We start from the raw sequence: 24,568 nt of genomic DNA on the forward strand, positions 1-24,568 counted from the left end.
TAACTGTTATGCCTGACAGAGATAGAAAGCTGGGAGATATTCTGTCGTCTTCCTCCCCTACGCTGGAGTCTCTTTTTCACCGAGCCCTGCAGCTGGATAAGCAACAGCAGATATTCTCACAATGCCTGCCTGCTCAATTACGTGACAAGGTGACTCTATCGTCAGTTAAAGATGGCGTTATTCGCGTAACCGTCCCCGATGCCGCAACCGCAAATCAGTTGCGCATGAATCAACACACATCCCTGCCGGAACTACGCAAACATAAAGATTTCGACTTCGCTTATCAGTTCAAGATTCGCGTGGAGCCAATGGAAGTTAAAGCAAAGGCAAAAAGGAAGGCGAAACCAATTTCGCAAAAGAACGCCGAGCTTCTCAGACAAGAAGCTCAGCTCTGTGACGATCCGGAGTTAAAGAAAGCCCTGGAGGCTCTTTCAACTCACACAGCGGACTAGAAATCTCAGGCCAGCACCGGTTTCAGGTAGGAAATAGGCGCTTCCCCGGCGTCTTCAAAGGTCACAACCTCCCAAGCATCCTTTTGGGAAAGGAGTTCGCGAAGAAGTTTGTTATTTAAGCCGTGACCCGACTTGTGCCCTTTAAACTCACCGATCAGGCTGTTACCCAACAGGTATAGATCTCCGATGGCGTCCAACACCTTGTGCTTGACGAACTCGTCTTCATAACGCAAGCCGTCTTCATTGAGAATCTTGAAGTCATCGACAACAATAACGTTATCCATGCTACCGCCCAAGGCTAGATTCATCGCACGCAATTTTTCAATATCGCGCATGAACCCGAATGTCCGCGCGCGACTTACTTCCTTAACGAAAGAAGTGCTGGAGAAGTCAATAACTGTCTCTTGTGAGCGGCCTTTGATCACGGGATGATCAAAGTCTATGCTAAAAGTCACTTTGAAGCCGTCGAACGGCACAAAGGTAGCCCGCTTATCTTCGTCAGTTACCGTCACTTCGCGCTTGATGCGAATGAATTTCTTGGGCGCGTCCTGCTCAGCAATGCCCGCCGATTGAATCAGAAATACAAACGGACCGGCGCTGCCATCCATAATAGGCACTTCGGCTGCGCTCAACTCAACGTAGCAGTTATCGATACCAAGTCCGGCCAGAGCTGACAGCAAATGCTCAACAGTTGCTATCTTTACTCCACTTTTTACGAGAGTCGTAGAGAGAAGGGTTTCGCCTACGTTCTCAGCACGCGCCGGGATTTCCACGATAGGATCGAGATCTGTACGGCAGAATACAACACCCGTGTCCACCGGGGCCGGCTTCAGGGTCAGGTAGACCTTTTCCCCTGAATGCAGACCCACACCAGTGGCCCGGATGATGTTTTTAAGTGTGCGCTGTTTTATCATTTCAATGATTTACCAAGATCTGGATAAAATTCGGCCAAATAATACCAGAAAGGTATTAGGTGCACCAACCTAAAAGACCGAACTCATTCTCATTTAATCCGCCTGACGACGCAAAAACGCAGGTATATCCAAATAGTCCACGTTTTGCTCATCCCCTACGGCCCGACGATCCACCGCCGCATTGCCCACAACTGATGTAGCGCGTTTGCGCATTACAGTCGGGCGCTCCAGCTGATGATAATCAGTGGTGCCGTTCATAGTCCGGGAAGAGTTGTCCACCACTTTAGTGGGTCGGTCATGTACACCGCCCAAACCCGTAGCGACTACCGTCACCCGCAACTCATCCTTCATTTCCGGATCGATTACCGTTCCAACCACCACTGTCGCAGCGTCGGAAGCGAACTCTTCAATGGTGGCGCCCACTTCAGAAAACTCGCCCAAAGACAGATCCATGCCTGCAGTAATATTGACCAGAATCCCACGCGCGCCCTGCAGATTGATATCTTCAAGCAGCGGGCTGCGTACGGCTCTTTCCGCCGCTTCACGAGCGCGGTTGTCGCCGCTGGAAACGCCGGTGCCCATCATCGCCATGCCCATTTCCGACATAACGGTGCGAACGTCCGCGAAGTCTACGTTTATCATTCCTGGACGGATAATCAAATCCGCAATTCCCTGTACAGCCCCCAAAAGCACATCGTTAGCGGCGGCGAAAGCATCCAGCAGACTGGTGTTTTTGCCCATGACGCTCAACAGCTTCTCATTGGGAATTGTGATCAAAGAATCGACGTGTTGTCCCAACTCACGCAGGCCGGCTTCCGCAACTTTCATGCGTTTGCCGCCTTCAAACGGGAACGGACGGGTCACAACCGCAACCGTCAGAATCCCCATTTCACGGGCGATTTCCGCGACTACCGGCGCGCCGCCCGTTCCAGTGCCGCCGCCCATACCGGCAGTAATGAAGACCATGTCCGCGCCTTTCAGCGTTTCCGCGATGCGCTCTCTGTCCTCCATCGCCGCCTGACGACCTACTTCTGGATTGGCTCCGGCGCCCAGCCCTTTGGTGACGCTGCCGCCGAGTTGAATGACGTGCTTGGCGTCGACATCACGCAACGCCTGAGCGTCGGTGTTCGCGCAGATAAACTCCACGCCTTCCACCGAAGAGGCGAGCATATGGCGAACTGCGTTGCCGCCGCCGCCGCCAACGCCTACAACTTTAATGACTGCATTTTGTGGTACGTTATCTACGAGCTCAAACATTCCCCTTCTCCTTCTTCGTTATAGTACCTGCGACCTGAAACTAATTTCCGCAAGTTGGTATAGACCTTTGAGTTGACTCTATTTGGGCTGATTAAAAATTCCCCATAAACCAGTTCTTCAGCCGTTGGAACAGGTTTTCCGCAGGTTCTCCCCGGTGCTGGGCGCCCCGGCCGAGTTCCTGCTGTTTAAATCCATAGAGCAGTAATCCGACTGCGGTGGAGTACATAGGATTGCTAACCACATCGCTCAGGCCGGTGACCCATTGCGGCACCGCCAGCCTTACCGGCATGTGGAAAATCTCCTCCGCCAACTCCACGACCCCCTCCATACTGGAGGTTCCTCCCGTGAGCACGACCCCTGCGGCGATGAGATCTTCATATCCGCTGCGTCGCAACTCTGATTGGATCAAGGTGAACAACTCCTCATAGCGCGGCTCCACGACTTCCGCCAACGACTGCCGGCTTAAGTCCCGCGACGGGCGATCTCCCACGCCCGGCACCTTGATCGTCTCATCCGCACCTGCCAGCTGAGTCAGCGCACAGGCGTATTTGATCTTGATTTCTTCCGCATTTTGCGTCGGCGTTCGCAACGCCATCGCAATATCATTAGTGACCTGATCGCCAGCGATAGGAATAACCGCTGTATGGCGAATAGAGCCGCCAGTGAATATTGCGATATCGGTTGTGCCGCCGCCGATATCGACGACGCACACGCCCAATTCTTTTTCATCGTCAGTCAGTACTGCGTAGCTGGAGGCAAGTTGCTCCAGGATGATTTCATCCACTTCCAGTCCGCAGCGCTTCACACACTTTTCAATGTTCTGATAAGCGTTGACCGCACACGTAACCAGATGCACTTTGGCTTCCAGGCGCACGCCAGACATCCCTACTGGCTCCTTCACACCTTCCTGATTGTCGATGACATATTCTTGCGGCACGACGTGGAGCACCCGCTGATCCGCAGGAATCGCCACTGCCTGCGCCGCATCCAAGACTCTTTCCAGATCCGCCTGCACCACTTCCCGGTCGCGCACCGCAACGATGCCGTGGGAGTTCATACTACGAATGTGGCTACCGGCGATACCGGCATAGACGGAGTGAATGCGGCAACCGGCCATCAGCTCAGCCTCCTCCACCGCACGTTGTATGGCCTGGACCGTAGTTTCGATGTTGACGACAACGCCCCTTTTGAGTCCGCGTGACGGATGGGAACCGATGCCAACGACTTCAATCGCTCCTTCCTGATTTCTCTGCCCGACAATGGCCACCACTTTGGATGTGCCAATGTCCAGCCCCACAATCATATTCCCACTCGAACTCGCCATATATTTCGACTCTGTCTTAAAGTTCACATTCAACCTTGTTCCGGAGTAACGTCTGCTTTCCATTTCACCGCCACCCCCCGGGTGTATCGTGCGTCAACACTCGCTATTTTTTCTCGCTCCTGGTGCAGTTTCTTCTCAAACAGCACAGTAAAACGGTGTAGCCGTCCCTCAACATCCTGCTTCCCCAGGTTAAGCTCCCACCCATCCGTAAAGCTGATCAGCCATGCGCCTCTGGACTCCATGATCACACCGTTCACATCCAGTCCCACTTTGGCCAGCTCCGCCTTCCATTTCTGGAAGTTATCAAACACCAGCCGCTCGCTGTGCGGCGGTCCAATCAGCGCTGGCAGGCCATTCACCACGACGCCGGTTTCTTTAACGAACAGCCGCCCGGCTTCGTTGATATAGCCCTGGTTGCGCCATCTGACAAAAGGCTCTTCTTCTTCCAGATCCACTTGCACAGCGTCCGGCCATAATCTGGAGATGGAAGCCCGTTTTACCCAGGGGTGGGCTTCCAGACTTTTACGCACACCTTCTAGGTCGGATGTAAAAAAACTGGCGTGGAGTAACGGCGACAGCAGCTCTTTCACCTCTCCGCGGCTCACGTAATTCAACTCGCCGACTACCTGAACCGTGGCGACTGGACGGTCCAACCATTTGACGCCGGCGATCAGCGCACTTAACACCAATAGCCAAAAGCAGAAGATCGACACGTGCAGCAGCACCCGATTCCACGGGATAAAGGCCAGCAGTCGCACGATCGCAGCCGGCCCGGTATTCCGGTTGTCGGCGCGCTCCTTTGCGCGGGTCGCAGTTGCGCCGCGTCGGGAACCAAGCGATTTGTCGAGCTGCTTCTTCATTGGCGTCATTAGCTGTAGCGACTCTCAGTTACTTGCCTTGGCGTAACTATCATTACGCACGTCCGTCCACTTCAATTTGTTCAGTCGTCCCTGACTACCATCCAGGTCGTTCGTCGCCCTGGTTACAATGTTGTTCCAAGTATGCTCAAAACCAGCTGTTCAAAGCTTAATCCTGATGCTTTCGCAGCCATGGGAACCAGACTATGGTCCGTCATCCCCGGCACCGTGTTCACCTCCAGCAACCAGGGCTGGCCGGCGGCGTCGCACATGATATCCACCCGCCCCCATCCGGAGCAGCCAATGGCGCGATAGGCGCGCAGAGCCAACGTCTTGAGTTCGTCTTCTTTGTCCTGAGGTAAACCACAGGGCAGAATGTAGCGCGTGTCGTTCACCACATACTTGGCTTCGTAGTCATAGAACTGGCGGTCTGTCTCCAGCTTGATGGCCGGCAACGCGTCCTCACCTAAAATAGAGACCGTGTATTCCGCGCCGGTTATCCACTGCTCTGCGATGACAACCGAATCAAACTTCGCCGCTTCCAGATAGGCCGCTTCCAACTCTTCAGCGGTAACGACTCTACGCATGCCGATGCTGGACCCTTCATGGACCGGCTTGACCATCAGCGGCTGCCCGGCGCCCACTTCCGTTACAATAGCCTCCCAATCGCTGCCTGCATCCAACACGGCATACTTGGGCGTCGGAATGCCCATGGTTTCCCATAATTGCTTGGTGCGCAGCTTATCCATGGCCAGAGCGGACGCCAAAACGTCACTGCCGGTGTAGGGTTTATTCAGCAGGGTTAACAGTCCCTGCATAGTTCCGTCCTCTCCGCCACGGCCGTGCAACACGATGAAAACGCGATCAAAGTCGCCATCCAACAAGGGCTGTAAGCCATCGCGCGGATCAACATGAAAACAATCCACACCGACGTTACGTAAGGCCGCGAGCACTTGCCCACCGCTTTTCAGAGACACGTCCCTCTCTGCAGACGCGCCTCCGAACAGCACCGCCACCTTGCCGAAATCGGCGGGGGGCAGGTCTTTTACTTTTTCCCAACTGACGACCGTCATATGCGATTTAATTACCTTGTTGCTTCGTTACGCCAGTCCGCTTTGCTTCTGGCGTCATCGTTCACTCTTCTTTGTACAGGTTCTGGCTGCTATTGCAGCCCGCCTTCCGCCAATACGCCTGCGACGGCGCCAATGTCTCCCGCACCTTGCGTCAGCAGAAGATCTCCATCCTGAAGCACGCCGCTCAGCACGGCTTTCACATCCTGGCCGCGCTCGATAAATATCGGGTCAAGCTGTCCGCGTTGCCGGATGCTGCGGCAAAGACTGCGTCCATCCGCCCCGGGGATTTCTTTTTCGCCCGCGGGATAAACATCCATCAGCACCAACACATCCACTTTGGACAATACCTGCACGAAGTCCTCATAAAGGTCCCGGGTGCGCGTATAGCGATGCGGTTGAAACACCGCCACCAGACGCTTTTCAGGCCAACCGTCGCGAATGGCCTTGATGGTGGCGTCAACCTCTCTGGGATGATGGCCATAGTCGTCGACCAGCATGACAGAGCCCTCATCTACCGGATAATTTCCGTAAACCTGAAAGCGACGCCCCACGCCCTGGAATTTATTCAATGCCGAAACAATGGCTTCGTCAGCAATACCCTCATCAGTCGCTACCGCTATCACCGCCAGCGCATTCAATACATTGTGCTTGCCCGGCATGTTCAGGCTGATGCGTAAGTCTGGATGACCGCCTGGGCGTTTCGCAGTAAAAGATGTCTGCATACCCTGCTGCGCGATATCCACGGCGCGTACATCCGCTTTCTCGTTAAACCCGTAGGTGATAACGGAACGCCCTACACGGGGGATAATTTCACGCACCACCGGATCGTCGTAGCACATCACCGCCACGCCGTAGAATGGCAGGTTGTGCAGAAAGTCGACAAATGTCTGCTTCAGCTTCTCAAAGTCGCCGCCATAAGTGTGCATATGGTCCGCATCGATATTGGTGACTACTGACACCATCGGCGTCAGGTGCAAAAACGAAGCGTCGCTTTCGTCCGCCTCCGCCACCAAATATCTTGAGGCCCCCAGTTTGGCGTTGGTTCCGGCGCTATTCAGACGACCGCCGATAACGAACGTTGGGTCCAAGCCCGCTTCACCTAATACGGACGCCATCAGGCTGGTTGTCGTTGTCTTGCCGTGAGTGCCGGCGATGGCGACGCCGTGTCGATAACGCATCAATTCCGCCAGCATTTCCGCGCGGGCGATAACCGGAATACGTTGCTCATTAGCCGCCGTCACTTCCGGGTTGTCTTTGGCCACGGCGCTGGAAGTCACCACCACATTGGCGCCGGCAATATTCTGCGCAGTATGGCCAAAGGTGATGCTCGCCCCCATATCGCTCAAACGTCTGGTTGTGGCGGACTCTTTCAAGTCGGAACCGCTGATTTCATAACCTTGGTTCAGCAGCACTTCCGCGATGCCGCACATACCGGAACCGCCAATACCCACAAAATGTATGCGTCTGATACGGCGCATTTCGGGCGGTCCCCAAACAGTATTCTTCATAGTTGTCTCAGTCATTGGCGCACGCCTCCCAACAATACTTGACCACTTCTCTGGTCGCTTCGGGCTTGGCTAACGTCCGTGCGGCGTTAGCCATATCCAGCAACTTTTGCGGCTGCCCGAGCAGGGAAGTCAAAGTCTCAGCCAATCTTTCCACCGTTAAATTATCCTGTTGAAATATCTTCGCCGCTCCCGCCTGCTCCAAGTGCCGGGCATTCGCGGTCTGGTGATCGTCCACCGCATGTGGGTACGGCGCCAGCAGCGCTCCCAGTCCCACAGTACAAAGCTCCGCAAGAGTCAACGCCCCCGCTCGACATAAAGCCAGATCTGCATTTGCGTAAACACTGGCCATGTCTTGTAAAAAATCGTAGACCTCAGCCTCCACTCCCAAACTCGCATAGAGCTCGCGACAGGTCTGGTCCTTGCCCTCGCCCGCCTGGTGCACGACTCGCGGACGCAGCGTTTCCGGCAAGGCGGCGATTGCTTTTGGCGCAGCTTCGTTCAGAGCCAGTGCGCCGCGACTTCCGCCAAGAATAAGCAGCGTCGGTTTTCTAGCGCCGATTCCCCGCTCCTGTGGCGATGGCAAAGCGGCCAATTCGTCTCTGACCGGATTACCCACTGTCACAACCGATTGCGCCTGAGCAAAGGTTTGCGGAAAAGCTTCCAATACATAGCGCGCCCCGCGGGCTAACCAACGGTTAGTCATTCCGGCAATCGCATTCTGTTCGTGAATTACCAGCGGCGTGCCAGTCAAACAGGCCACGATGCCGCCAGGGCCTGACGCGAAGCCGCCCATTCCCAGTACACAATCGGGCTTTTCCTTACGGAACACGCTGAACGCCTGCCACAGGGCGCGCACCAGATTTACCGGCGCCATCAATAACGCAGCGACGCCTTTGCCCCGCAAGCCGCCAATAGTAATCAAACGCATAGGAATGTCAGTGCGACCAATAATGCGCTCCTCCATCCCTCCACGCGCGCCCAGCCAGACGACGTTCGCCCCCTGCTCACGCAGCGCCAGCGCAGACGCCAGCGCCGGGTATACATGCCCGCCTGTGCCGCCCGCCATAACCAGGAAAGTCTTGCCGCTCATCGCTGGGCGCCTCCCCGGTTTTTCACTTTCGGCGACTCATCTTCAGTCTGCTCGCCACTAACCGCCTCAGAGCCAATACGCAGCAAAATCGCCACGCACAAGCAACTGATAATCAAACTACTGCCACCGTAACTGATCAGCGGCAAGGTCAATCCTTTAGTTGGAAGCAACCCTGTGTTCACGCCCAGATTGATCAACGCCTGACCGCCCAGCAGCAGCGTGACGCCATAGCCGGCGTAGGCGTTAAACAATTGGCCCGCGCGTTCCGCCACCCGCGATACATACATGCCCCGCCACAACAACACGCCGAACAATACGATAATCAACAAGCTCCCCAGCAGACCCAGCTCTTCCGCAATAATCGCGAACACAAAGTCGGTATGCGCTTCAGGGAGATAAAAAAGCTTTTGCACACTGTTACCCAAACCTACGCCGCTCCATTCGCCACGCCCGAAAGCGATCAGCGCCTGAGTCAGCTGATAACCGCTGTCAAACTGGTCCGCCCATGGATCGGTATACGCCGTCAACCGTTTCAAACGGTAGGGCTGCGATACCGCCAGTAACGCCACGCTGCCCACGCAGAACATCAAAAGCGCAGCGAATCGACTTAGCGCCACGCCGCTCAAAAAAATCATTCCAACTACTGCGCACATGGTGACAACCAGCGCGCCGAAGTCCGGCTCCATCAGCAGTAACAACGCCACCAGCATCAGCACCAGCAACGGCTTCGCGAACCCCCACCAGCTGCCGCGCACTTCATCCAGACGACGCACCAGATAGCTAGCGGTATATATCGCCAGACAGACCTTGGCGATTTCCGACGCCTGGATATTAATCACTCCCAGGCTAATCCACCGTGTGCTGCCGTTAACCGTGCGCCCTATACCAGGGATTAGCACCGCAACGAGAAAGCCCAGCGCCACCACCAGTAATAACCAGCTTTGCTTATGCCACCACTCCAAAGGCAGCCGCAAAATCACAAAGCCGACGGCAACGCCGGCCAGCAGGTAAGTCAAGTGCCGCCACATGTAATACAGCGCCTGCCCATTGGCGTCGTCAGCGAAGTCAACCGACGCGGAGGTCACCATAATCAGCCCAATAGCCGCCAACGCCAGGGCGGAGCCCAGCAAGGGCAAATCCAATGTCATCGTCTGGGTGTTTTTGGAAGCGGTAAGCGTTAATGCGCTCATAACGCCCTCACCCATTGTTTGAACTGATCGCCGCGATCCTCATAGTTTTTGAACATGTCAAAACTGGCGCAGGCAGGCGACAGCAGCACCAAATCACCGGGCGAGGATTTTTCCGCCGCCAGTTTAACCGCTTCTTCCATGGTCTCCGCAGACAGAGCCATTACGCCACCCGCAAGTGCTTCTTTTAATTTAGGGCCGTCTTCACCAATGATGATCAGCGTCGACACCCACTCTTTCACCGCTGGGGCCAAAGGAGTGAAATCCTGTCCTTTCCCTTGTCCGCCGCAAATCAATACAATTCCACCGCTTGTAACAGGGCCCAATCCGGCCAATGCAGCTTGTGTGGCTCCCACGTTGGTGGCTTTGGAGTCATTGATGTAGGCGACCCCGTCTTTGTCGGCCACCCACTCGCAACGGTGGGTCAGCCCTGTAAACTCTCTCAACGCCTGCAGACAGGGCTCGCGCTCCAAACCTGCTGCATCCGCCAACGCCAGCGCAGCCAGCGCGTTGCTCCAGTTGTGTTTACCGCGAATGCGCATTTGCTCCACGGGCAACAGCTTTTCTGCGCCATAGGCCAGCCAGGCTCCGTCCTTCTCCTCCAACACCCCATACTGTCCAGGCTCGGGCGTCTTTAAGGTAAACCACGTGATTTCCGCTTCCCGGCTTAGCGGCGGTTGCGCCAACGCATCATCGCGATTCAGCACTTGGCGACGGCAGCCATAGAAAACTCTCAACTTGGCGAGGTGGTAAGCCATCATGTCCGCATAGCGATCCATATGGTCTTCCGACAGATTCAGCACTGTCGCCGCCAAAGCGCCCAAGCGATCAGTCGTCTCTAACTGGAAGCTGGACAGCTCCACCACATACAACTCAACCTCATCCGCCAGCAGATCCAGCACAGGCGTTCCCAGGTTTCCACCCACAGCGACATTCACGCCGCACGCCTTCGCCATCTCGCCGACCAGCGTGGTCACCGTGCTTTTGCCGTTGGAGCCGGTGATGGCCAGAATGGGCGCATTGGCTTCACGGCTGAATACGTCTACATCGCCACAGATTTTGACTTGCCCTTTCACAGCCTGAAGATCCGGGTGGCTCAATGGCACGCCAGGGCTCAACCAGATTTCGGCTGCGCGAGCCAGCATGTCCTGATCCAACTTGCCAGTCACAACCGGAACATCCGGATTGATCGCATTAAGCTCCGCCAGTCCAGAAGGATTCTCCCGCGTATCCATCACGCAAAAACCATAACCGCGCCGCGTCAGATAATCCGCGCAGGACAGCCCGGTCTTACCTAATCCGATAACAGCGATATTACGGTCGCGCGCCAGAATCGACATGAACGAATTACCTGATCTTCAACGTCGCCAAACCAACCAGCACCAACACTACGGTTATTACCCAAAACCGCACGATGACTCTCGGCTCCGGCCAGCCTTTAAGTTCAAAATGATGGTGCAACGGAGCCATTCGGAAGATACGCCTTCCAGTCAGCTTGTATGACGCCACCTGTAGAATCACGGACACCGTCTCCATCACGAACACGCCGCCCATTACGAAAAACACCAGTTCCTGACGAACGATGACCGCCACCACGCCAAGCGCAGCGCCAAGCGCCAAAGCGCCTACATCGCCCATGAATACCTGCGCCGGGTAGGTGTTGAACCAGAGAAACCCCAGTCCTGCGCCAACCAGCGCGCCCAGGAAAATCACCAGCTCGCCGGTCCCGGGCAAATAAGGAATATGCAGATACTCAGCAAACTTCACGTGACCGGACAAATAAGCGAATACAGCCAGAGCGCCGCCTACCATGACTGTTGGCATAATCGCCAGACCATCCAGGCCGTCAGTCAGGTTCACCGCATTACTGCCGCCCACGATGACAAAGTAGGTCAGCAGCACAAATCCCACGCCCAGCGCCAAAGTGATGTCTTTGAAAAAAGGAACGATCAATGTCGTTTCCTGTGGTAAGTGTGCGGTTTTGAATAACAGGACAGCCGCGCCAAAACCAAATACAGATTGCCAGAAGTACTTCCAGCGCGCCGGCAGGCCTTTAGGGTTTCTCTCAACGACTTTGCGCCAGTCATCCACCCAGCCGATAGCCCCAAACAACAGGGTCACGCCCAAAGTGATCAGCACATAGCGGTTGGTCAGGTCCGCCCACAGCAATGTGCTCACCGCAATCGCCACCAAAATCAGCGCGCCGCCCATGGTCGGCGTACCGGCTTTGCTGAAATGGCTTTCAGGGCCATCGTCTCTGACCGCTTGCCCGATTTGGTAATAGCTGAGCTTGCGAATCATCACCGGCCCCACCAGCAGGGAGATCAGCAGCGCTGTTAAGACACCCAGGATCGCGCGCAGCGTGAGGTACTGGAACACACTGAAAATGCTGAAATACTGCGCTAGAAAATCAGCTACCCAGACTAGCATTTAGCCCCGTCTCCCATCGCTTTTGATGAACGGACGTTCATACGATTTCATTTCTCCACTATCTGCTTCACAACGTTTTCCATCGCCGCGCTCCGTGAGCCTTTCACCAACACGGTGGTGTTAGAGTCCAAGCGCTCCCGCAACCATGCGGCGATGTCGTCATGAGTAGTCACAACCGGGGACTCATCCCCGAAACCTTCACGATATTCCGCCGCCCAGCGGCCTATTCCCAATAACATATCTACGCCATTGTCCCTGGCGTATTGAGCAACCTCCCTATGCGCGTCCTCTGCAACGGAGCCCAGTTCTCCCATGTGCCCCAGCGCGACGATTCGACGCCCCGGATAGCGGGCCAGGACATCAATCGCGGCCTTCATCGAAGTCGGGCTGGCATTGTAGGTGTCATCAAGAATGACACTCCCGTTAATTCCCAGTAACTTGTTCATGCGCCCCTTCACTGGAGCCGCCGACGCGAGTCCGTCACGCACCTCTTCCAACGTCCATCCCAACGCCAGAGCGGCGGCCGCAGCAGCCAAAGCGTTGCGAACGTTGTGCGCGCCCGGCAACGGCAGAGTCGCATCAATGCCTCCTTCTGGCGCGGATAACCGAAACGTGGAGCCGTTCAGCTCAAGATGTATGTTTTGCGCTCTCACCATCGCAGAGTCATCCAAACCAAAGCTGATGACTTTGCGCGCGCCCGCCATTTCCACCCATGCGGAGAAATTAGCGTCATCTTTGTTCAACACCGCCACGCCATCTTCAGGTAAGCCGCAGACGATCTCGCCCTTGGCTTTCACAATGCTCGCCAGATCGCCAAACCCTTCAACATGCACCGCCGCGGCGTTATTCAGAATCGCCACCTGCGGACGCGCAAGCGCCACCGTATAGGCGATTTCCCCCACCGCACTGGCGCCCAGCTCAAACACGGCGCTCCGGTGTTCTTCCGTTAGCTGCAGCAGGCTCAAAGGCACGCCGATGTGATTGTTAAAGTTGCCCTGGGTCTTACATACGTCGCCACGCTGCGACAATATAGAAGCCAACAGCTCCTTCACTGTGGTCTTGCCCGCACTACCGGTGACAGCCGCCACTGGACCGTTAAAGCGACTCCGGTTAAGCGCGCCCAGTCGCCCCAACCCCGCCAGACTATCCGGCACGATAATCTGCGCCACGTCCGCGTTCGCTTTGGCTTGCGCCATTACGGCGACAGCGCCCTGAGAGACGGCGGCGTCTATGTACTCATGGCCATCGAAGCGGTCGCCTTTCAGTGCGACAAACAAAGCGCCGGAGCAATCCGCCCTGGAGTCGGTCGTAACGCGCGTAAAAGCGACGCTGTCGCCCTCAGCCGCTCCGCCGACCGCTTTCGCAATGTCATCTGTCAACCAGTCTCCGATCATCGTCACTATCTCTTGTCTTCAAATTTCGCCGTTGGCGGAACTTCTCGCGCCTCGCGCGCCAACCACAGAAGCCAGACAGTCGCGGGCTATAGCTATGTCCGAGAACGGCAAACGCCGCCCCTGAATCTCCTGATAATCCTCGTGTCCTTTGCCTGCCAGTAAAATCACATCCTCTTGGGCCGCATGCTCCACGGCGAAGCGGATAGCGTCATTTCGAGGACGCACCACCTGAAAGTGCGCGCCTTGTTCCGCGCCTTTCACAATCTGCGCAACGATGCTCTCCGGATCTTCTCCGCGAGGGTTGTCATCAGTCAGCACCACTTCGTCCGCATACTGCGCAGCAACTGCGCCCATCAGAGGTCGCTTGCCTGGATCGCGGTCGCCGCCGCAGCCAAACACGCACCAGAGACGTCCCGGGCAATGCCTGCGCGCCGCCTTCAACGCAACTTCCAAGGCGTCCGGCGTGTGCGCGTAATCCACCAGGACAGTCGGCGCCTTGTCTTCATGCAGCCGCTGCATACGTCCAGCCACTGGCGTTAATCGCGCCAGCTGCTGACGCACAGCCTGCGGCTCCACCTTCAACGCTGACATGGCCGCACATGCAGCCAATGCATTGGATAAATTAAACTCGCCAACCAACGCCAATCGCGCAGGTTCGCGTGTTGCGCCAAGATCAAGCGCAAAACTCATTCCATCCGCGTCAAAATGAATGTCTTCCGCACATACATCCGCTGCGGTCTGATCTTGTTTTCCTATGCTGAACGTCAGCGTTTTCGGTCCTTGCAGCTCTTGCGCCCAGCGCGCACCATAAGGGTCGTCCTGATTGAACACTTTCCAGCGCACGGAATCCGACAGGAACAGCCGCTTCTTGGCCTCCGCGTACGCCTCAAGCGTGCCGTGATAATCCAAGTGATCCCGGGTGATGTTGGTCAACACCGCCACATCGAAGTTAACCCCCGCCGCTCTGTCCTGATCCAACGCATGGGAGGACACTTCCATCGCCACCAGTTCAATGCCTTCATCGCGCAGCTCCGCCAGCACCCTGTGCAAAGACACTGCATCCGGCGTGGTATGCGTAGTCGCTTTCAGGCTGTCTGGACGACCGTAGCCAAGCGTGCCTACTACCGCCGCGGACATTCCCAGCCCTTCCGCCATTTGCGCGACGTAATGGGTGACGGATGACTTACCGTTAGTACCGGTGACTCCCACTACTTTCATACGATGCGTCGCCTGACCGAAAAACCGGTGCGCGATAATCCCAACAACCGGTCGCACATTGGCCAGTTCAATAAAGACCACGTCGCCCTTTTCATACACATGCTGGCGCGTTCCCGGCAGCAGTACGGCGCGAGCGCCTCTGGCCAGCGCATCCTCTACATACTGAGCGCCATTTGAACTGACGCCCTCAGCCGCGACAAACAAAGCGCCGCTGGTTACTTTTCTGCTGTCCTGTTGAATATCAGATAGCCAACAGTCCAAAGCGGCCGGCACCTCCGCAATTCCCTTCAACAGTTCCGCCAGTCGTTGCTGCGCGATACCCGGCATATCAGCCTCCATTCCTTTTGCTATCGGAGCCGCTTGCTCCTGCAACCATTGGGATAGCCCGATCCGGCGCCACGTTTAACAGACGCAACGCATTAGCCACCACTCTGGCGAAAACCGGCGCGGAAACTTCTCCGCCGTAATATTCTGAACCTTGCGGCTCATTCATCACGATCGCCATCGCCAGTCTGGGCTTCTCTACGGGAGCCAAACCTGCAAACACCGCGTTATACGCGTCATCCGCATAGCCATGCTCGCCAACTTTGTGAGTGGTGCCGGTTTTTCCAGCCACACGATATTCGGCGACGTGAGCCCGAGTTCCTGTGCCGCCTTTTAACACCACAGTCTCCAGCATTTCTCTTATGTGTCTGGAAATGCCCGGCGACATAACCTGTTGTGGAGAAACGCCTTGCTGTCCTCCCCTGATCAAACTTACGGGCCTGCGTACGCCGTCAGCGGCGATCGCCATGTATGACTGCGCCAGCTGCAGCGCAGTGACTGACAGCCCGTAACCGTATGACAGCGTCGCCAGACGAATCGGCTGCCACTTGGTGAAGTTCGGCAACACGCCTACCGCTTCGCCTGGAAACTCAATGCCAGACGACTGTCCAAAGCCAGCCTGGTAGAAAGTTTCAAAAACCGCTTCTCCGCCGATTTTCAACGCCACCTTGCTGGTTCCGACGTTGCTGGACTTGGTAATGATAGAAACCAGATCCAACGTGCCGTAGTCGCGAGCATCGCGAATAGTCTGCCCATTCAAACGCAGGAAACCCGGACTGGTGTTGATCCGGGTTTCTGTTGTAAAACTCCCTGTCTTAAGCGCTGCGGCTATCGACAAGGGTTTGACGGTGGACCCGGGCTCGAACAAATCCGTCACAGCCCGATTTCGCAACCCCGAGGGGTTCATACTGTCCCTATTGTTGGGGTTGAACGAGGGCTGATTCACCATCGCCAACACCTCCCCGGTCCTCACATCCAATATCACCAGCGATCCGGATTTTGCGTTGTGCGCCTCCACCGCCGCCTTTAACTCCCGATACGCCATATACTGCAGACGCAAATCAATGCTGAGTTGCAGATCGGCGCCGGACTGCGCGTCTTGCAGCAGGCTCAAATCCTTGATCACATACCCCCGGCGGTCTTTCAGCACCTTTTTGCTGCCATTAACGCCGCGCAAATATTGATCAAAAGCCAGCTCAACGCCTTCCTGGCCTTTTTCGTCGATGTCCGTTATTCCCACGATATGCGCCGCCACTTCTCCAGCGGGGTAATAGCGTTTGAATTCGCGTTTTGCGTACAGCCCCTGCAGTTTCAGGTCCATCGCCAAGCGTCCGGTTTCCGGCGACAGCTGGCGCTGCACGTATATAAACTCTTTGCCTTTATGACGACGCAGTCTCTTCACCATTTCGTCAGACTGCATGCCAAGCAAATCCGCCAGCTTACGCCAGCCCTCATCATTCTCCTGCGCTTCTTGCGGGTTCGCCCACAAAGTCACGACCGGCGCGCTGACCGCTAAGGGCTCGCCGTTGCGATCCAATATCTTGCCTCGGGTCGCCTGAATCGGCTCAACCCGAACGGTGCGCATGTCGCCTTGCGAACGCAGGAATTCGTGATTAATTACTTGCAAGTCAATAACGCGCCAGACCAGCACGATAAAACACGCGACCAACATGATAGCCACAGCGTAATAACGCCAAAGCATCGCTGGGGCCGCCTGCCCGCTCTCGGCCTGCTCCATGGCGCCACGCCGAGCTGTCCGCCGGTCGCTGGTTTTCATCTCACAATCTCAATCTTTGTCGCGTCAGGCACATGCATGCCAAAGCGCTGGTCGGCAATCTGCTCCACTCGGCTGTGAGCGCTCCAGGCGCTTTCTTCCAGCAACAGCTGGGTCCATTCACGCTCGTAGCGATCTTTATCCCGCTGCAGCGTCTGTAGCTCAATAAACTGCTGCCGGTTCAAATGCACGGCATACACCGTGGCGACGCCGGACACCACCAGAGCAACCAACAATGACAATGTAATCAGCGCCCGCCCCTTGATCATGCTTGCGGCAAGGCGGCACGTCTCACCCCACCACTCCAGTACGACGGGCAAAATCGGCTCACGAACCGTTTTGCTGCGTCTGGTCGTCAGCGGCGTAGCCTGACCTGTAGAACGAATCAAAATCATCAACATTTCTCCAATACACGCATTACGGCGCTACGCGCCCGTACATTGGCCACGACTTCAGTTTCGCCTGCGCGGATTTTCTTACCTACCAGTTTTGCTTTTGGCGGCGCATCATCCACCACTGGCAGCCATTTCGGGGTCTTGGGCCCTCGCACAATATCCCGCATGTACTGTTTAACCATGCGGTCTTCGAGAGAGTGGAAGCTGATAACCGTCAGACGTCCGCCCGGCTTAAGCACTCCGAACGCCTGTTCCAGCCCCTGAGCCAGATCGTCCAACTCCCTGTTGATGAATATCCTGATAGCCTGAAACGCCCGCGTCGCCGGATTCTTGCCTTTCTCCCAACGGGGGTTGGCCGCCGCGACTATTTCCGCCAGCTGCAAGGTCCGGGTGATGGGTTGAGTTTGTCGCGCAGCCACAATGGCCTTCGCCATCCGCCGCGCAAAACGCTCTTCGCCCAGATCCCAAAGCACTTTGCTGATTTCTTCTTCTTTTGCGGTATTCACCCATTCTGAAGCTGATAGGCCGCTGTCCGGGTCCATACGCATATCCAATGGCCCGTCCTGCATAAAGCTGAAGCCTCTTTCGGCCTCATCCAATTGCGGAGAAGAGACGCCCAGATCAAGCAATACGCCATCCACCCCTGGCCATTGCAGTTCAGAAACGAACGAGGCCATGTCAGCAAAGGAACCTTGCCGGAACAGAAATCTGTCATCGCCAGAAAATCTTTCCATCGCCGTCCGCCTCGCACGTGGATCTTTGTCGATACCCAGCAGTCGCCCTTGCGGACCCAGCGCCTTCAATATCTCCGCACTGTGTCCGCCGCGCCCGAAGGTGCCATCTATATAAAGCCCATCCGCTTTGACGCCCAGAGCCTCAACAGCCTCGGCCAATAAAACCGTTACGTGTCCGTATTGATTACTTTCCATAGTGTTATAGCGCGATGTTCATCAGTTCTTCTGGGACATCCTGACCAAGCGCATCCTCGTCCAGATATTCATCGCGCCGCTTCGTCCAGTGATCTTCGTCCCACAACTCAAACTTCTTACCCTGACCCAATAGAATCAATTTCTTATCCAGATATGCGTATTCACGTAGCGGCTGGGACAACAACACGCGTCCCGCACCATCAATTTCCAATTCAGTGGCGTGGCCCAACAAGAGTCGTTGGATGCGCCGGGTCGCCGGGTTGTACGCAGGAAGCGCGGCGATTTGGCTTTCAATCTGCTCCCACTCCGGCAGCGGATAAATCAGAAGACAGCGTTCTTGTGTATCAATGGTCGCAATCATTTGGTTATTGCTTATTTCGGCAATACGATCCCGGTAACGCGTTGGCATGGCAAAGCGCCCCTTTGAATCCATGTTGATCGCATTGACGCCTCTAAACACTTATTCGCCCATCTCAGAAGGTTTTCGCCACAAAAAACCACAATCATCCACTTTTACCCACTTTTACACACTATAGAAAGCGGAAGGCAACATTTCAAGATGATTAAGTTACGGATGGGTCAATAATTTCCTCTTAAAAGACAAGTAGTTACAGAAAAAAAGGGGAAAAAATAAACAGATTTGAGACAAAAATAGCTTTGCAATCAAAGCGCTAGAGGAATTTCTTCAGATACAAGCTCGCATCTAAGAATATTTAGCTATAAAGACCACATCGGTAAATAAAACGAGGTATGTACACGCCCAACCAAGGGCCGCATAGTTTCATTGTTAAGAGAAGTTAACCCTGAAGCTCTCATACGCAAGAGCTTCAGGGTTAAAAAGAGAAAAGAAGAGCTTGTCTGTAAGCCGGGTTCTGTCGTGGACAGTCATTCATCTGGGATGCATGTCGCCATGCACCTCTAGCGACCTACCCGGACCCAGCGTGGGCCACGCCATTGGGTCCCTATTTGGTCTTGCTCCGAGTGGGGTTTTCCATCGCCATGGACTGTTACCAGCCATGCGGTGCGCTCTTACCGCACCATTTCAACCTTACCGGTCTGCCGAAGCAGACTTAGGCGGTATACTTTCTGTTGCACTTTCCGTCGACTCGCGCCGCCCAGGCGTTACCTGGCACTTTGCCCTGTGGAGCCCGGACTTTCCTCCATCTCGCGCCCAATAAAGGATGCGAAACAGCGACTGCCTAACAAGCTCTGGCGGCAAGATTAGCGATTTCCCTCTTCCGACACAAGCTTTGCGCCGACATGTCGCTGAAGAAGTCGCAAACTCACTCGCCCTTTAACGCCAACGCCTGCTGATAAAGCTCGTTCTTACCAACTCCCGTCAATGAGGACGCCAGCGCCGCCGCCTTCTTGACAGGTAATTCTTTGAGCAGCGCCTGTAGAAGTTGCGACACTTTGATTTCCACAAAGTCGCCCTGTTCTTTCCGCTCCCCTTTCACCAATACGACGAATTCACCGCGCTGCTGATTTCCATCCTCCTGCATCCAGGCTTTAATGTCCTGAACGCAGCCCGCCTTTATTGTCTCAAAGGTTTTGGTCAACTCTCTGGCGATCACCACTTCTCGAGCAGCCCCCATCACCACCTCCAAATCTTCCATCATCGCCAAGATCCGGTGAGGAGACTCATAGAACACCATCGTCCGGGGCTCGTCCGCCAATTCTTGCAAACGCCCTCGTCGACCTGAACCTTTGGCGGGCAGAAAGCCCTCGAAAACAAACCGCTCGCTAGGCATGCCGGAAGCAGACAAGGCCGCCACCAATGCACAGGCGCCGGGAACTGGTGTGACGATGAAGCCCGCCTCTCTGGTCGCCCGCACCAAAGGAAAACCCGGGTCCGATATCAGCGGCGTCCCTGCATCAGATATCAAAGCGATAGACTTGCCCACCGCCAACTCTGACAACAAACGCTCTGTTTTTGCTTCTTCATTGAACTGATGCAAAGACGTCATCGGCGCATCAACGCCAAAATGACTCAACAGTTTGCCGCTATGCCGGGTATCTTCCGCCGCAATCAGGTCTACCGATTTCAATATGGCGATCGCCCTGGGAGTCATATCATCCAAATTACCAATCGGGGTCGCTACTATGTATAAAACGCCCTTTGCTTCGCTCATAATTCTTTCATCTTGTTAATAACTGAAATTTCCACCCCAACCATGGCCTTTGCTAGAATGACCGTTGCTTTTATATTTACACTCGGCTTCTCGCATATCGCCGCCATTATAAAACCGCCGCGGCCGGCCTAAGTTAACCATAAATCCGGCCTGACTTATAACTATTGCTCCCTGGTAAGCGCATGCAGCGAAAACATAATTATTCATTTCACGTCCTGCTCTTAACATTACTCCTGTCTTTATTAGGCGGTTGTGAGGGCTTACCCGTCAAAGGCGGCGACTCTGGCGCACAAGACGCAACTACTCAAGACGAAGCGGAAAGACAACTCCAGCTCGCTAAAAATACATTGCCGCCCGAGCAAGCCAACCATCGCCTGAAAGCCCTGGACATATATATCGCACGCGGGGACTACGCAAACGCGCAAAAAGTGGTGGAATCCATCAACTCCACCACCCTGACCCTCCCCCAAATGGAGCAATATATTATTCTGGGCGCCACACTGGCCCTGGAGCAGAATCGAACAGATCAGGCTCTCTCTTATTTCAACGCAGCGCCTTCCGACGCTTTCGCCAGCCGTCCTGTAGACATTCAATTACGCGCCAATGAACTGCACGCCAAAGCGCTTATGGCGACAGGCTCATCTCTTGATGCTGCGCAGCTTCTGATTTATGCATCAGGCCTTTATACCGGCGAAGAATATTGGCGAGTACTTGACGATGTTTGGAATGCGTTGCGCGCCACTCCCAGCCTGGAGCTGAGCCGCGCCCTGGAAACGGCTCAAGACTATGACTGGCGGGGATGGCTTGAGCTTATAACCGCAGTACGCCAGAACCAGTTCAGCCTGGAAATGCAATTAGCTGCGCTGAAAAGCTGGCGCCGGCAATGGGCTGACCACCCCGCAGCGAGAAGACTTCCCGCCGAACTCAAGATGCTGGCGGAGCTACCCAATGAGCGCCCCAGCAAAATTGCACTGCTGGCTCCGCTAAGCGGCAATTTGGCTAAAGCAGGAGAAGCTATTCGTGACGGCTTTCTGGCTGCTTACTATCAGGATATCAACAGCAGCGAAAGCAATGGGCAAGGTCCAGAAATTCAGATCATAGATTCAGGCTCCATTGAAAATATCGCCGACCTCTATCTATCGTTGCAACTGGAAGGTTATGACCTGATTATCGGTCCCCTGGAGAAAGAAGCCGTCGCCCAGCTCGCCGGCTTCCCGGAACTCGACCCCCCCGTGCTTGCACTAAACTACCTGGACGAAGGCGTCGCCCCGCCTCCCGGCATGTACCAATACGGACTGGCCGCCGAGGACGAAGTGCGCCAGATAGCCAGAAAGCTAATATCGGAAGGAAAACGCGGCGTTGCAGTGATTTACCCTGACGCGCCATGGGCGATCAAACTCGCCAGCGTGCTGGACAGAGAATATCAAGCGGCCAACCTACCATTACCTATCCCATACAAATATGTAGATGGAGAAAATTATTCGGACGGAATAGCCCACCTCCTGCAGATCAATGCAAGCAAGCAAAGGGCCAGGAAACTGAAGTCGGTGGCAGGCAAGTTTGAATATGAGCCGCGCCGCCGGCAGGACATTGATGGAATCATCATGATCTCTACGCCTTATGTGGCCAGACAGTTGAAGCCTTTACTGCTGTTCCACTACGCCAGCGACCTGCCCGTCTACGCGACATCCCAGATATACGGCGGCGTCCCGCAGCCGGACAAAGATCATGATTTGAATGGTATTCACTTTACAGAAACGCCATGGCTGCTGAGTCAGTCTTTACCTCTCAAGCAAGATATTCGCTACGTTGCGGACACTACACGCTATGAAAGACTCTATGCGATGGGCGCCGACGCTTACACTATCGCCCCGCGGCTCAGCCTCATGCGTCAGTTCCCTGACAGTCAGATACAAGGAACGACAGGCAACCTATTTATGAACGAGTCTCAGCAGATTCGTCGCATTTTAGAATGGGCGATATTTGAAAGAGGCTTGGCGAAAGCCGAATTAAACAGCCCGGAGTCACCCCCCCAATAATGCCCTTCAAGCGCCTGATAAAGTCTATTGATATTGGACGCGCCGCAGAAAGCCAAGCGGAGAAATTCGCCCGCGCTCAAGGGTTCACTATCGTTGAGCGCAACTTTCGCTGCAAAGGAGGAGAGATAGACCTCATCGCCAGACATGGCGAGCACCTGGTATTCATAGAAGTTCGTCACCGCAGCAGCGATAAGTTCGGCAGTGCGGCGGAGTCCATCACCCAAAAAAAGCAGCAACGCATCATCCTTGCCGCCAATATATACCTTCAGAAGAAAGGTTTAACAAACATGCCATGTCGATTTGATGTTATCGTGGGGAACCTCAAATCAAACACCGGCTTCCAATGGATACCAGACGCATTTAGCTGCTGGTGACGCCACGTTTTCGCATCAACGTACATCACCGTTATTTCCGGATTTTTATATGAACAGTATCGAACGCATCATCCACCTCTTCGAAGAAAGCATTAAAGCGAAGCAAGTTTCCGCACAATCGCTTCCGCCACTGATTGAAGCGGCAGGCCAGTTGATGGTTCACGCACTTCTTAGCGATCACAAAATCCTTTCATGCGGCAATGGCGGATCCGCCGGAGATGCGCAGCACTTCTCCTCGGAACTGCTGAACCGTTTCGAGCGGGAACGCCCCAGCCTACCTGCAATCGCCCTGACGACTGACACATCAACACTAACTTCCATCGCTAACGACTACAGCTATAACGAAGTTTTTTCCAAGCAGATACGCGCCCTGGGTTCAGAAGGCGATGTACTTTTGGCGATATCCACCAGCGGCAACTCTGCAAATGTGATTCAAGCGATACAGGCGGCCCATGACAGAGGAATGCGAGTGATTGCCTTGACAGGCAAAGATGGCGGCAACATGGCCTCCCTGCTCCAAGCCGAAGATGTCGAGATTCGAGTTCCAATGACTTCCACTGCGCGCATCCAAGAAGTGCATCTATTAACAATCCATACTCTTTGCGACTACATCGACCGCGAAATTTTTGGCCCTATCGATTAACGCCAACAAAAAAGCCGGATACCTGGCTTCTTATCAGGCATCCGGCTCTTCAGGTTCTAAAAGCTCTAATTGTTTACTTAACGATCTTCAAGCTCGGTTTGGAACCATCTCTCCCCCCACCTTTCGGAGGAGGCGCTGGAGAAGATCCAGGCTTACTTTTACTGCCAGGCGGCTCCGGGGCCCCGCCTGGCTCAGAGCCAAAGACCATGCCTTGACCATTTTCCTTTGCGTATATCGCCAATACCGCCATTACCGGAACGGACACCTGACGCGGCACCCCGCCAAAACGAGCGCTAAACTCAAGATAATCATTACCTATACTCAAGCCACGCACCGCCTGCGGACTGATATTGAGAACGATCTGACCGTTGCTCACAAAATCACGCGGGACGTCTACGCCTTGAAGCGATGCATCGACAACCACATAAGGCGTCAGGTGATTATCAAGAATCCACTCGTTCAGAGCTCGCAACAAATAGGGACGACTGGGAGTCATTGGTTTTGCCAATTCAATTTGAGCTTAAGGGGCCTTGTTAGACCCCTCAGTTAGAAGTATCAGCTAAACATTTCCTGTTCGATGTCGGACAGGCTAGCTTTAAAGGACTCGCGCGAGAACAGGCGATCCATATACTTGATCAGCGGTTTAGCCGGCTTTTCAGGGAGCTCGATCTTCATGAGCTTCAGGCGCCACAACAATGGAGCGACGCAGCAATCTACAATTGTAAACTCCTCGCTCATGAAATACGGCTTCTCTGAAAAGATGGGAGCAGCAGCTATCAGACTTTCACGAAGCTGTTTGCGCGCCTCTTCAACCTCAGCAGTATCAGATTTACCTTGCAGAACTATATCCGCCAGACTGCACCAATCTTTTTGGATTCGGTACATCAACAAACGGCTCTGCGCCCGCGCAACCGGATATACCGGCAAAAGCGGCGGATGAGGAAAACGCTCATCCAAGTACTCCATCATGATGTTTGGTTCGTACAGCGACAGCTCACGATCCACCAGGGTTGGCAGCGTGTTATAAGGATTTAGGTCAGCAATTTCCGCAGGCTTATCATCAGGATCAACATCGATGATGTCTACCGCCACCCCTTTCTCAGCCAAAACAATACGGACTCTATGACTGTAGTGGCTCTGCGGATCAGAAAAAAATGTCATTGATGACCGTTTGGTCACGACTCCCATAGAATTACCTCGGTCGCTTGTAACTCAGATTATTCAGAAAGAAAAATTCCAGCACCGGGCAACCCG

23 protein-coding genes and 1 other RNA gene are annotated in these 24,568 nt (G+C 54.7%); 4 read left to right on the forward strand and 20 right to left on the reverse strand.

Annotated features, from left to right (window positions below):
- The first annotated feature begins 8 nt into the window (after positions 1–8).
- On the forward strand, positions 9–452 hold the full coding sequence (locus tag HCH_RS26365) for a DciA family protein (RefSeq protein ID WP_011399584.1): 444 nt from the start codon (positions 9–11) through the stop codon (positions 450–452).
- 5 nt (positions 453–457) lie between these two features.
- On the opposite strand, the gene lpxC is transcribed toward HCH_RS26365, so the two are convergent.
- The 18 genes from lpxC to rsmI all read right to left on the reverse strand — a co-directional run bounded on the left by lpxC (position 458) and on the right by rsmI (position 20,258).
- Complete coding sequence (gene lpxC, locus HCH_RS26370) at positions 458–1,366, reverse strand: UDP-3-O-acyl-N-acetylglucosamine deacetylase (protein ID WP_011399585.1); 909 nt, start codon at positions 1,364–1,366, stop codon at positions 458–460.
- 93 nt (positions 1,367–1,459) lie between these two features.
- The gene (gene ftsZ, locus HCH_RS26375) at positions 1,460–2,623 is read right to left on the reverse strand and encodes a cell division protein FtsZ (RefSeq protein WP_011399586.1); all 1,164 of its coding nucleotides are present in this window, start codon (positions 2,621–2,623) and stop codon (positions 1,460–1,462) included.
- 91 nt (positions 2,624–2,714) lie between these two features.
- Entirely contained in the window at positions 2,715–3,947 is a 1,233-nt protein-coding gene (gene ftsA, locus HCH_RS26380) for a cell division protein FtsA (RefSeq protein ID WP_011399587.1), read from the reverse strand.
- Between the two features lie 29 nt (positions 3,948–3,976).
- Positions 3,977–4,816 carry a cell division protein FtsQ/DivIB gene (locus tag HCH_RS26385; RefSeq protein ID WP_011399588.1) on the reverse strand — a complete coding sequence of 280 codons (840 nt, stop codon included), beginning with the start codon at positions 4,814–4,816 and terminating at the stop codon, positions 3,977–3,979.
- A 113-nt stretch (positions 4,817–4,929) separates the two neighbouring features.
- The gene (locus tag HCH_RS26390; protein ID WP_011399589.1) at positions 4,930–5,877 is read right to left on the reverse strand and encodes a D-alanine--D-alanine ligase; all 948 of its coding nucleotides are present in this window, start codon (positions 5,875–5,877) and stop codon (positions 4,930–4,932) included.
- Between the two features lie 89 nt (positions 5,878–5,966).
- Positions 5,967–7,400, reverse strand: coding sequence for a UDP-N-acetylmuramate--L-alanine ligase (murC, locus tag HCH_RS26395; RefSeq protein WP_420794865.1), 1,434 nt, complete (start codon positions 7,398–7,400; stop codon positions 5,967–5,969).
- Complete coding sequence (gene murG, locus HCH_RS26400; protein ID WP_011399591.1) at positions 7,393–8,475, reverse strand: undecaprenyldiphospho-muramoylpentapeptide beta-N-acetylglucosaminyltransferase; 1,083 nt, start codon at positions 8,473–8,475, stop codon at positions 7,393–7,395. Before murG ends, murC begins: the two co-directional genes overlap by 8 nt.
- Positions 8,472–9,665 (reverse strand): putative lipid II flippase FtsW, encoded by a 1,194-nt coding sequence (gene ftsW / locus HCH_RS26405; RefSeq protein WP_011399592.1) that lies wholly within the window; start codon positions 9,663–9,665, stop codon positions 8,472–8,474. Before ftsW ends, murG begins: the two co-directional genes overlap by 4 nt.
- Positions 9,662–11,002: a UDP-N-acetylmuramoyl-L-alanine--D-glutamate ligase gene (murD, locus tag HCH_RS26410; RefSeq protein WP_011399593.1), complete on the reverse strand. Its 1,341-nt coding sequence runs from the start codon at positions 11,000–11,002 to the stop codon at positions 9,662–9,664. The genes ftsW and murD overlap by 4 nt, the downstream gene beginning before the upstream one ends.
- Positions 11,003–11,009: 7 nt before the next feature.
- Positions 11,010–12,092, reverse strand: a complete 1,083-nt coding sequence (mraY, locus tag HCH_RS26415; protein WP_011399594.1) for a phospho-N-acetylmuramoyl-pentapeptide-transferase — start codon at positions 12,090–12,092, stop codon at positions 11,010–11,012.
- A gap of 47 nt (positions 12,093–12,139) precedes the next feature.
- Complete coding sequence (locus tag HCH_RS26420) at positions 12,140–13,471, reverse strand: UDP-N-acetylmuramoyl-tripeptide--D-alanyl-D-alanine ligase (RefSeq protein ID WP_202945276.1); 1,332 nt, start codon at positions 13,469–13,471, stop codon at positions 12,140–12,142.
- A 33-nt stretch (positions 13,472–13,504) separates the two neighbouring features.
- On the reverse strand, positions 13,505–15,031 hold the full coding sequence (locus HCH_RS26425) for a UDP-N-acetylmuramoyl-L-alanyl-D-glutamate--2,6-diaminopimelate ligase (protein WP_011399596.1): 1,527 nt from the start codon (positions 15,029–15,031) through the stop codon (positions 13,505–13,507).
- Position 15,032: 1 nt separating this feature from the next.
- Entirely contained in the window at positions 15,033–16,805 is a 1,773-nt protein-coding gene (locus tag HCH_RS26430) for a peptidoglycan D,D-transpeptidase FtsI family protein (RefSeq protein WP_011399597.1), read from the reverse strand.
- On the reverse strand, positions 16,802–17,197 hold the full coding sequence (gene ftsL, locus HCH_RS26435; RefSeq protein ID WP_011399598.1) for a cell division protein FtsL: 396 nt from the start codon (positions 17,195–17,197) through the stop codon (positions 16,802–16,804). Before ftsL ends, HCH_RS26430 begins: the two co-directional genes overlap by 4 nt.
- Positions 17,197–18,126, reverse strand: a complete 930-nt coding sequence (rsmH, locus tag HCH_RS26440) for a 16S rRNA (cytosine(1402)-N(4))-methyltransferase RsmH (protein WP_011399599.1) — start codon at positions 18,124–18,126, stop codon at positions 17,197–17,199. The genes ftsL and rsmH overlap by 1 nt, the downstream gene beginning before the upstream one ends.
- Positions 18,127–18,130: 4 nt before the next feature.
- Entirely contained in the window at positions 18,131–18,586 is a 456-nt protein-coding gene (gene mraZ, locus HCH_RS26445) for a division/cell wall cluster transcriptional repressor MraZ (RefSeq protein WP_041598950.1), read from the reverse strand.
- 385 nt (positions 18,587–18,971) lie between these two features.
- Positions 18,972–19,337, reverse strand: an RNA gene (rnpB, locus tag HCH_RS32905) — RNase P RNA component class A.
- A 72-nt stretch (positions 19,338–19,409) separates the two neighbouring features.
- Positions 19,410–20,258 carry a 16S rRNA (cytidine(1402)-2'-O)-methyltransferase gene (gene rsmI / locus HCH_RS26450; RefSeq protein WP_011399601.1) on the reverse strand — a complete coding sequence of 283 codons (849 nt, stop codon included), beginning with the start codon at positions 20,256–20,258 and terminating at the stop codon, positions 19,410–19,412.
- Positions 20,259–20,440: 182 nt separating this feature from the next.
- Here rsmI and HCH_RS26455 point away from each other — a divergent pair, with 182 nt between their 5' ends.
- From HCH_RS26455 to HCH_RS26465, 3 genes are read left to right on the forward strand one after another with little or no spacing between them, the layout of a single operon-like run.
- Positions 20,441–22,297, forward strand: coding sequence for a penicillin-binding protein activator (locus HCH_RS26455; protein ID WP_011399602.1), 1,857 nt, complete (start codon positions 20,441–20,443; stop codon positions 22,295–22,297).
- The gene (locus tag HCH_RS26460) at positions 22,297–22,671 is read left to right on the forward strand and encodes a YraN family protein (RefSeq protein ID WP_011399603.1); all 375 of its coding nucleotides are present in this window, start codon (positions 22,297–22,299) and stop codon (positions 22,669–22,671) included. The genes HCH_RS26455 and HCH_RS26460 overlap by 1 nt, the downstream gene beginning before the upstream one ends.
- Before the next feature lie 49 nt (positions 22,672–22,720).
- Positions 22,721–23,314 (forward strand): phosphoheptose isomerase, encoded by a 594-nt coding sequence (locus HCH_RS26465; protein WP_011399604.1) that lies wholly within the window; start codon positions 22,721–22,723, stop codon positions 23,312–23,314.
- A gap of 73 nt (positions 23,315–23,387) precedes the next feature.
- Here HCH_RS26465 and HCH_RS26470 read toward each other — a convergent pair whose 3' ends face one another.
- Together HCH_RS26470 and HCH_RS26475 are read right to left on the reverse strand one after the other, a co-directional pair.
- Positions 23,388–23,810, reverse strand: a complete 423-nt coding sequence (locus tag HCH_RS26470) for a ClpXP protease specificity-enhancing factor (protein ID WP_011399605.1) — start codon at positions 23,808–23,810, stop codon at positions 23,388–23,390.
- A 59-nt stretch (positions 23,811–23,869) separates the two neighbouring features.
- Entirely contained in the window at positions 23,870–24,502 is a 633-nt protein-coding gene (locus HCH_RS26475) for a glutathione S-transferase N-terminal domain-containing protein (RefSeq protein WP_011399606.1), read from the reverse strand.
- Positions 24,503–24,568: the final 66 nt, after the last annotated feature.

The sequence above is a fragment of the Hahella chejuensis KCTC 2396 genome (assembly GCF_000012985.1).
Taxonomy (GTDB): Bacteria; Pseudomonadota; Gammaproteobacteria; order Pseudomonadales; family Oleiphilaceae; genus Hahella; species Hahella chejuensis.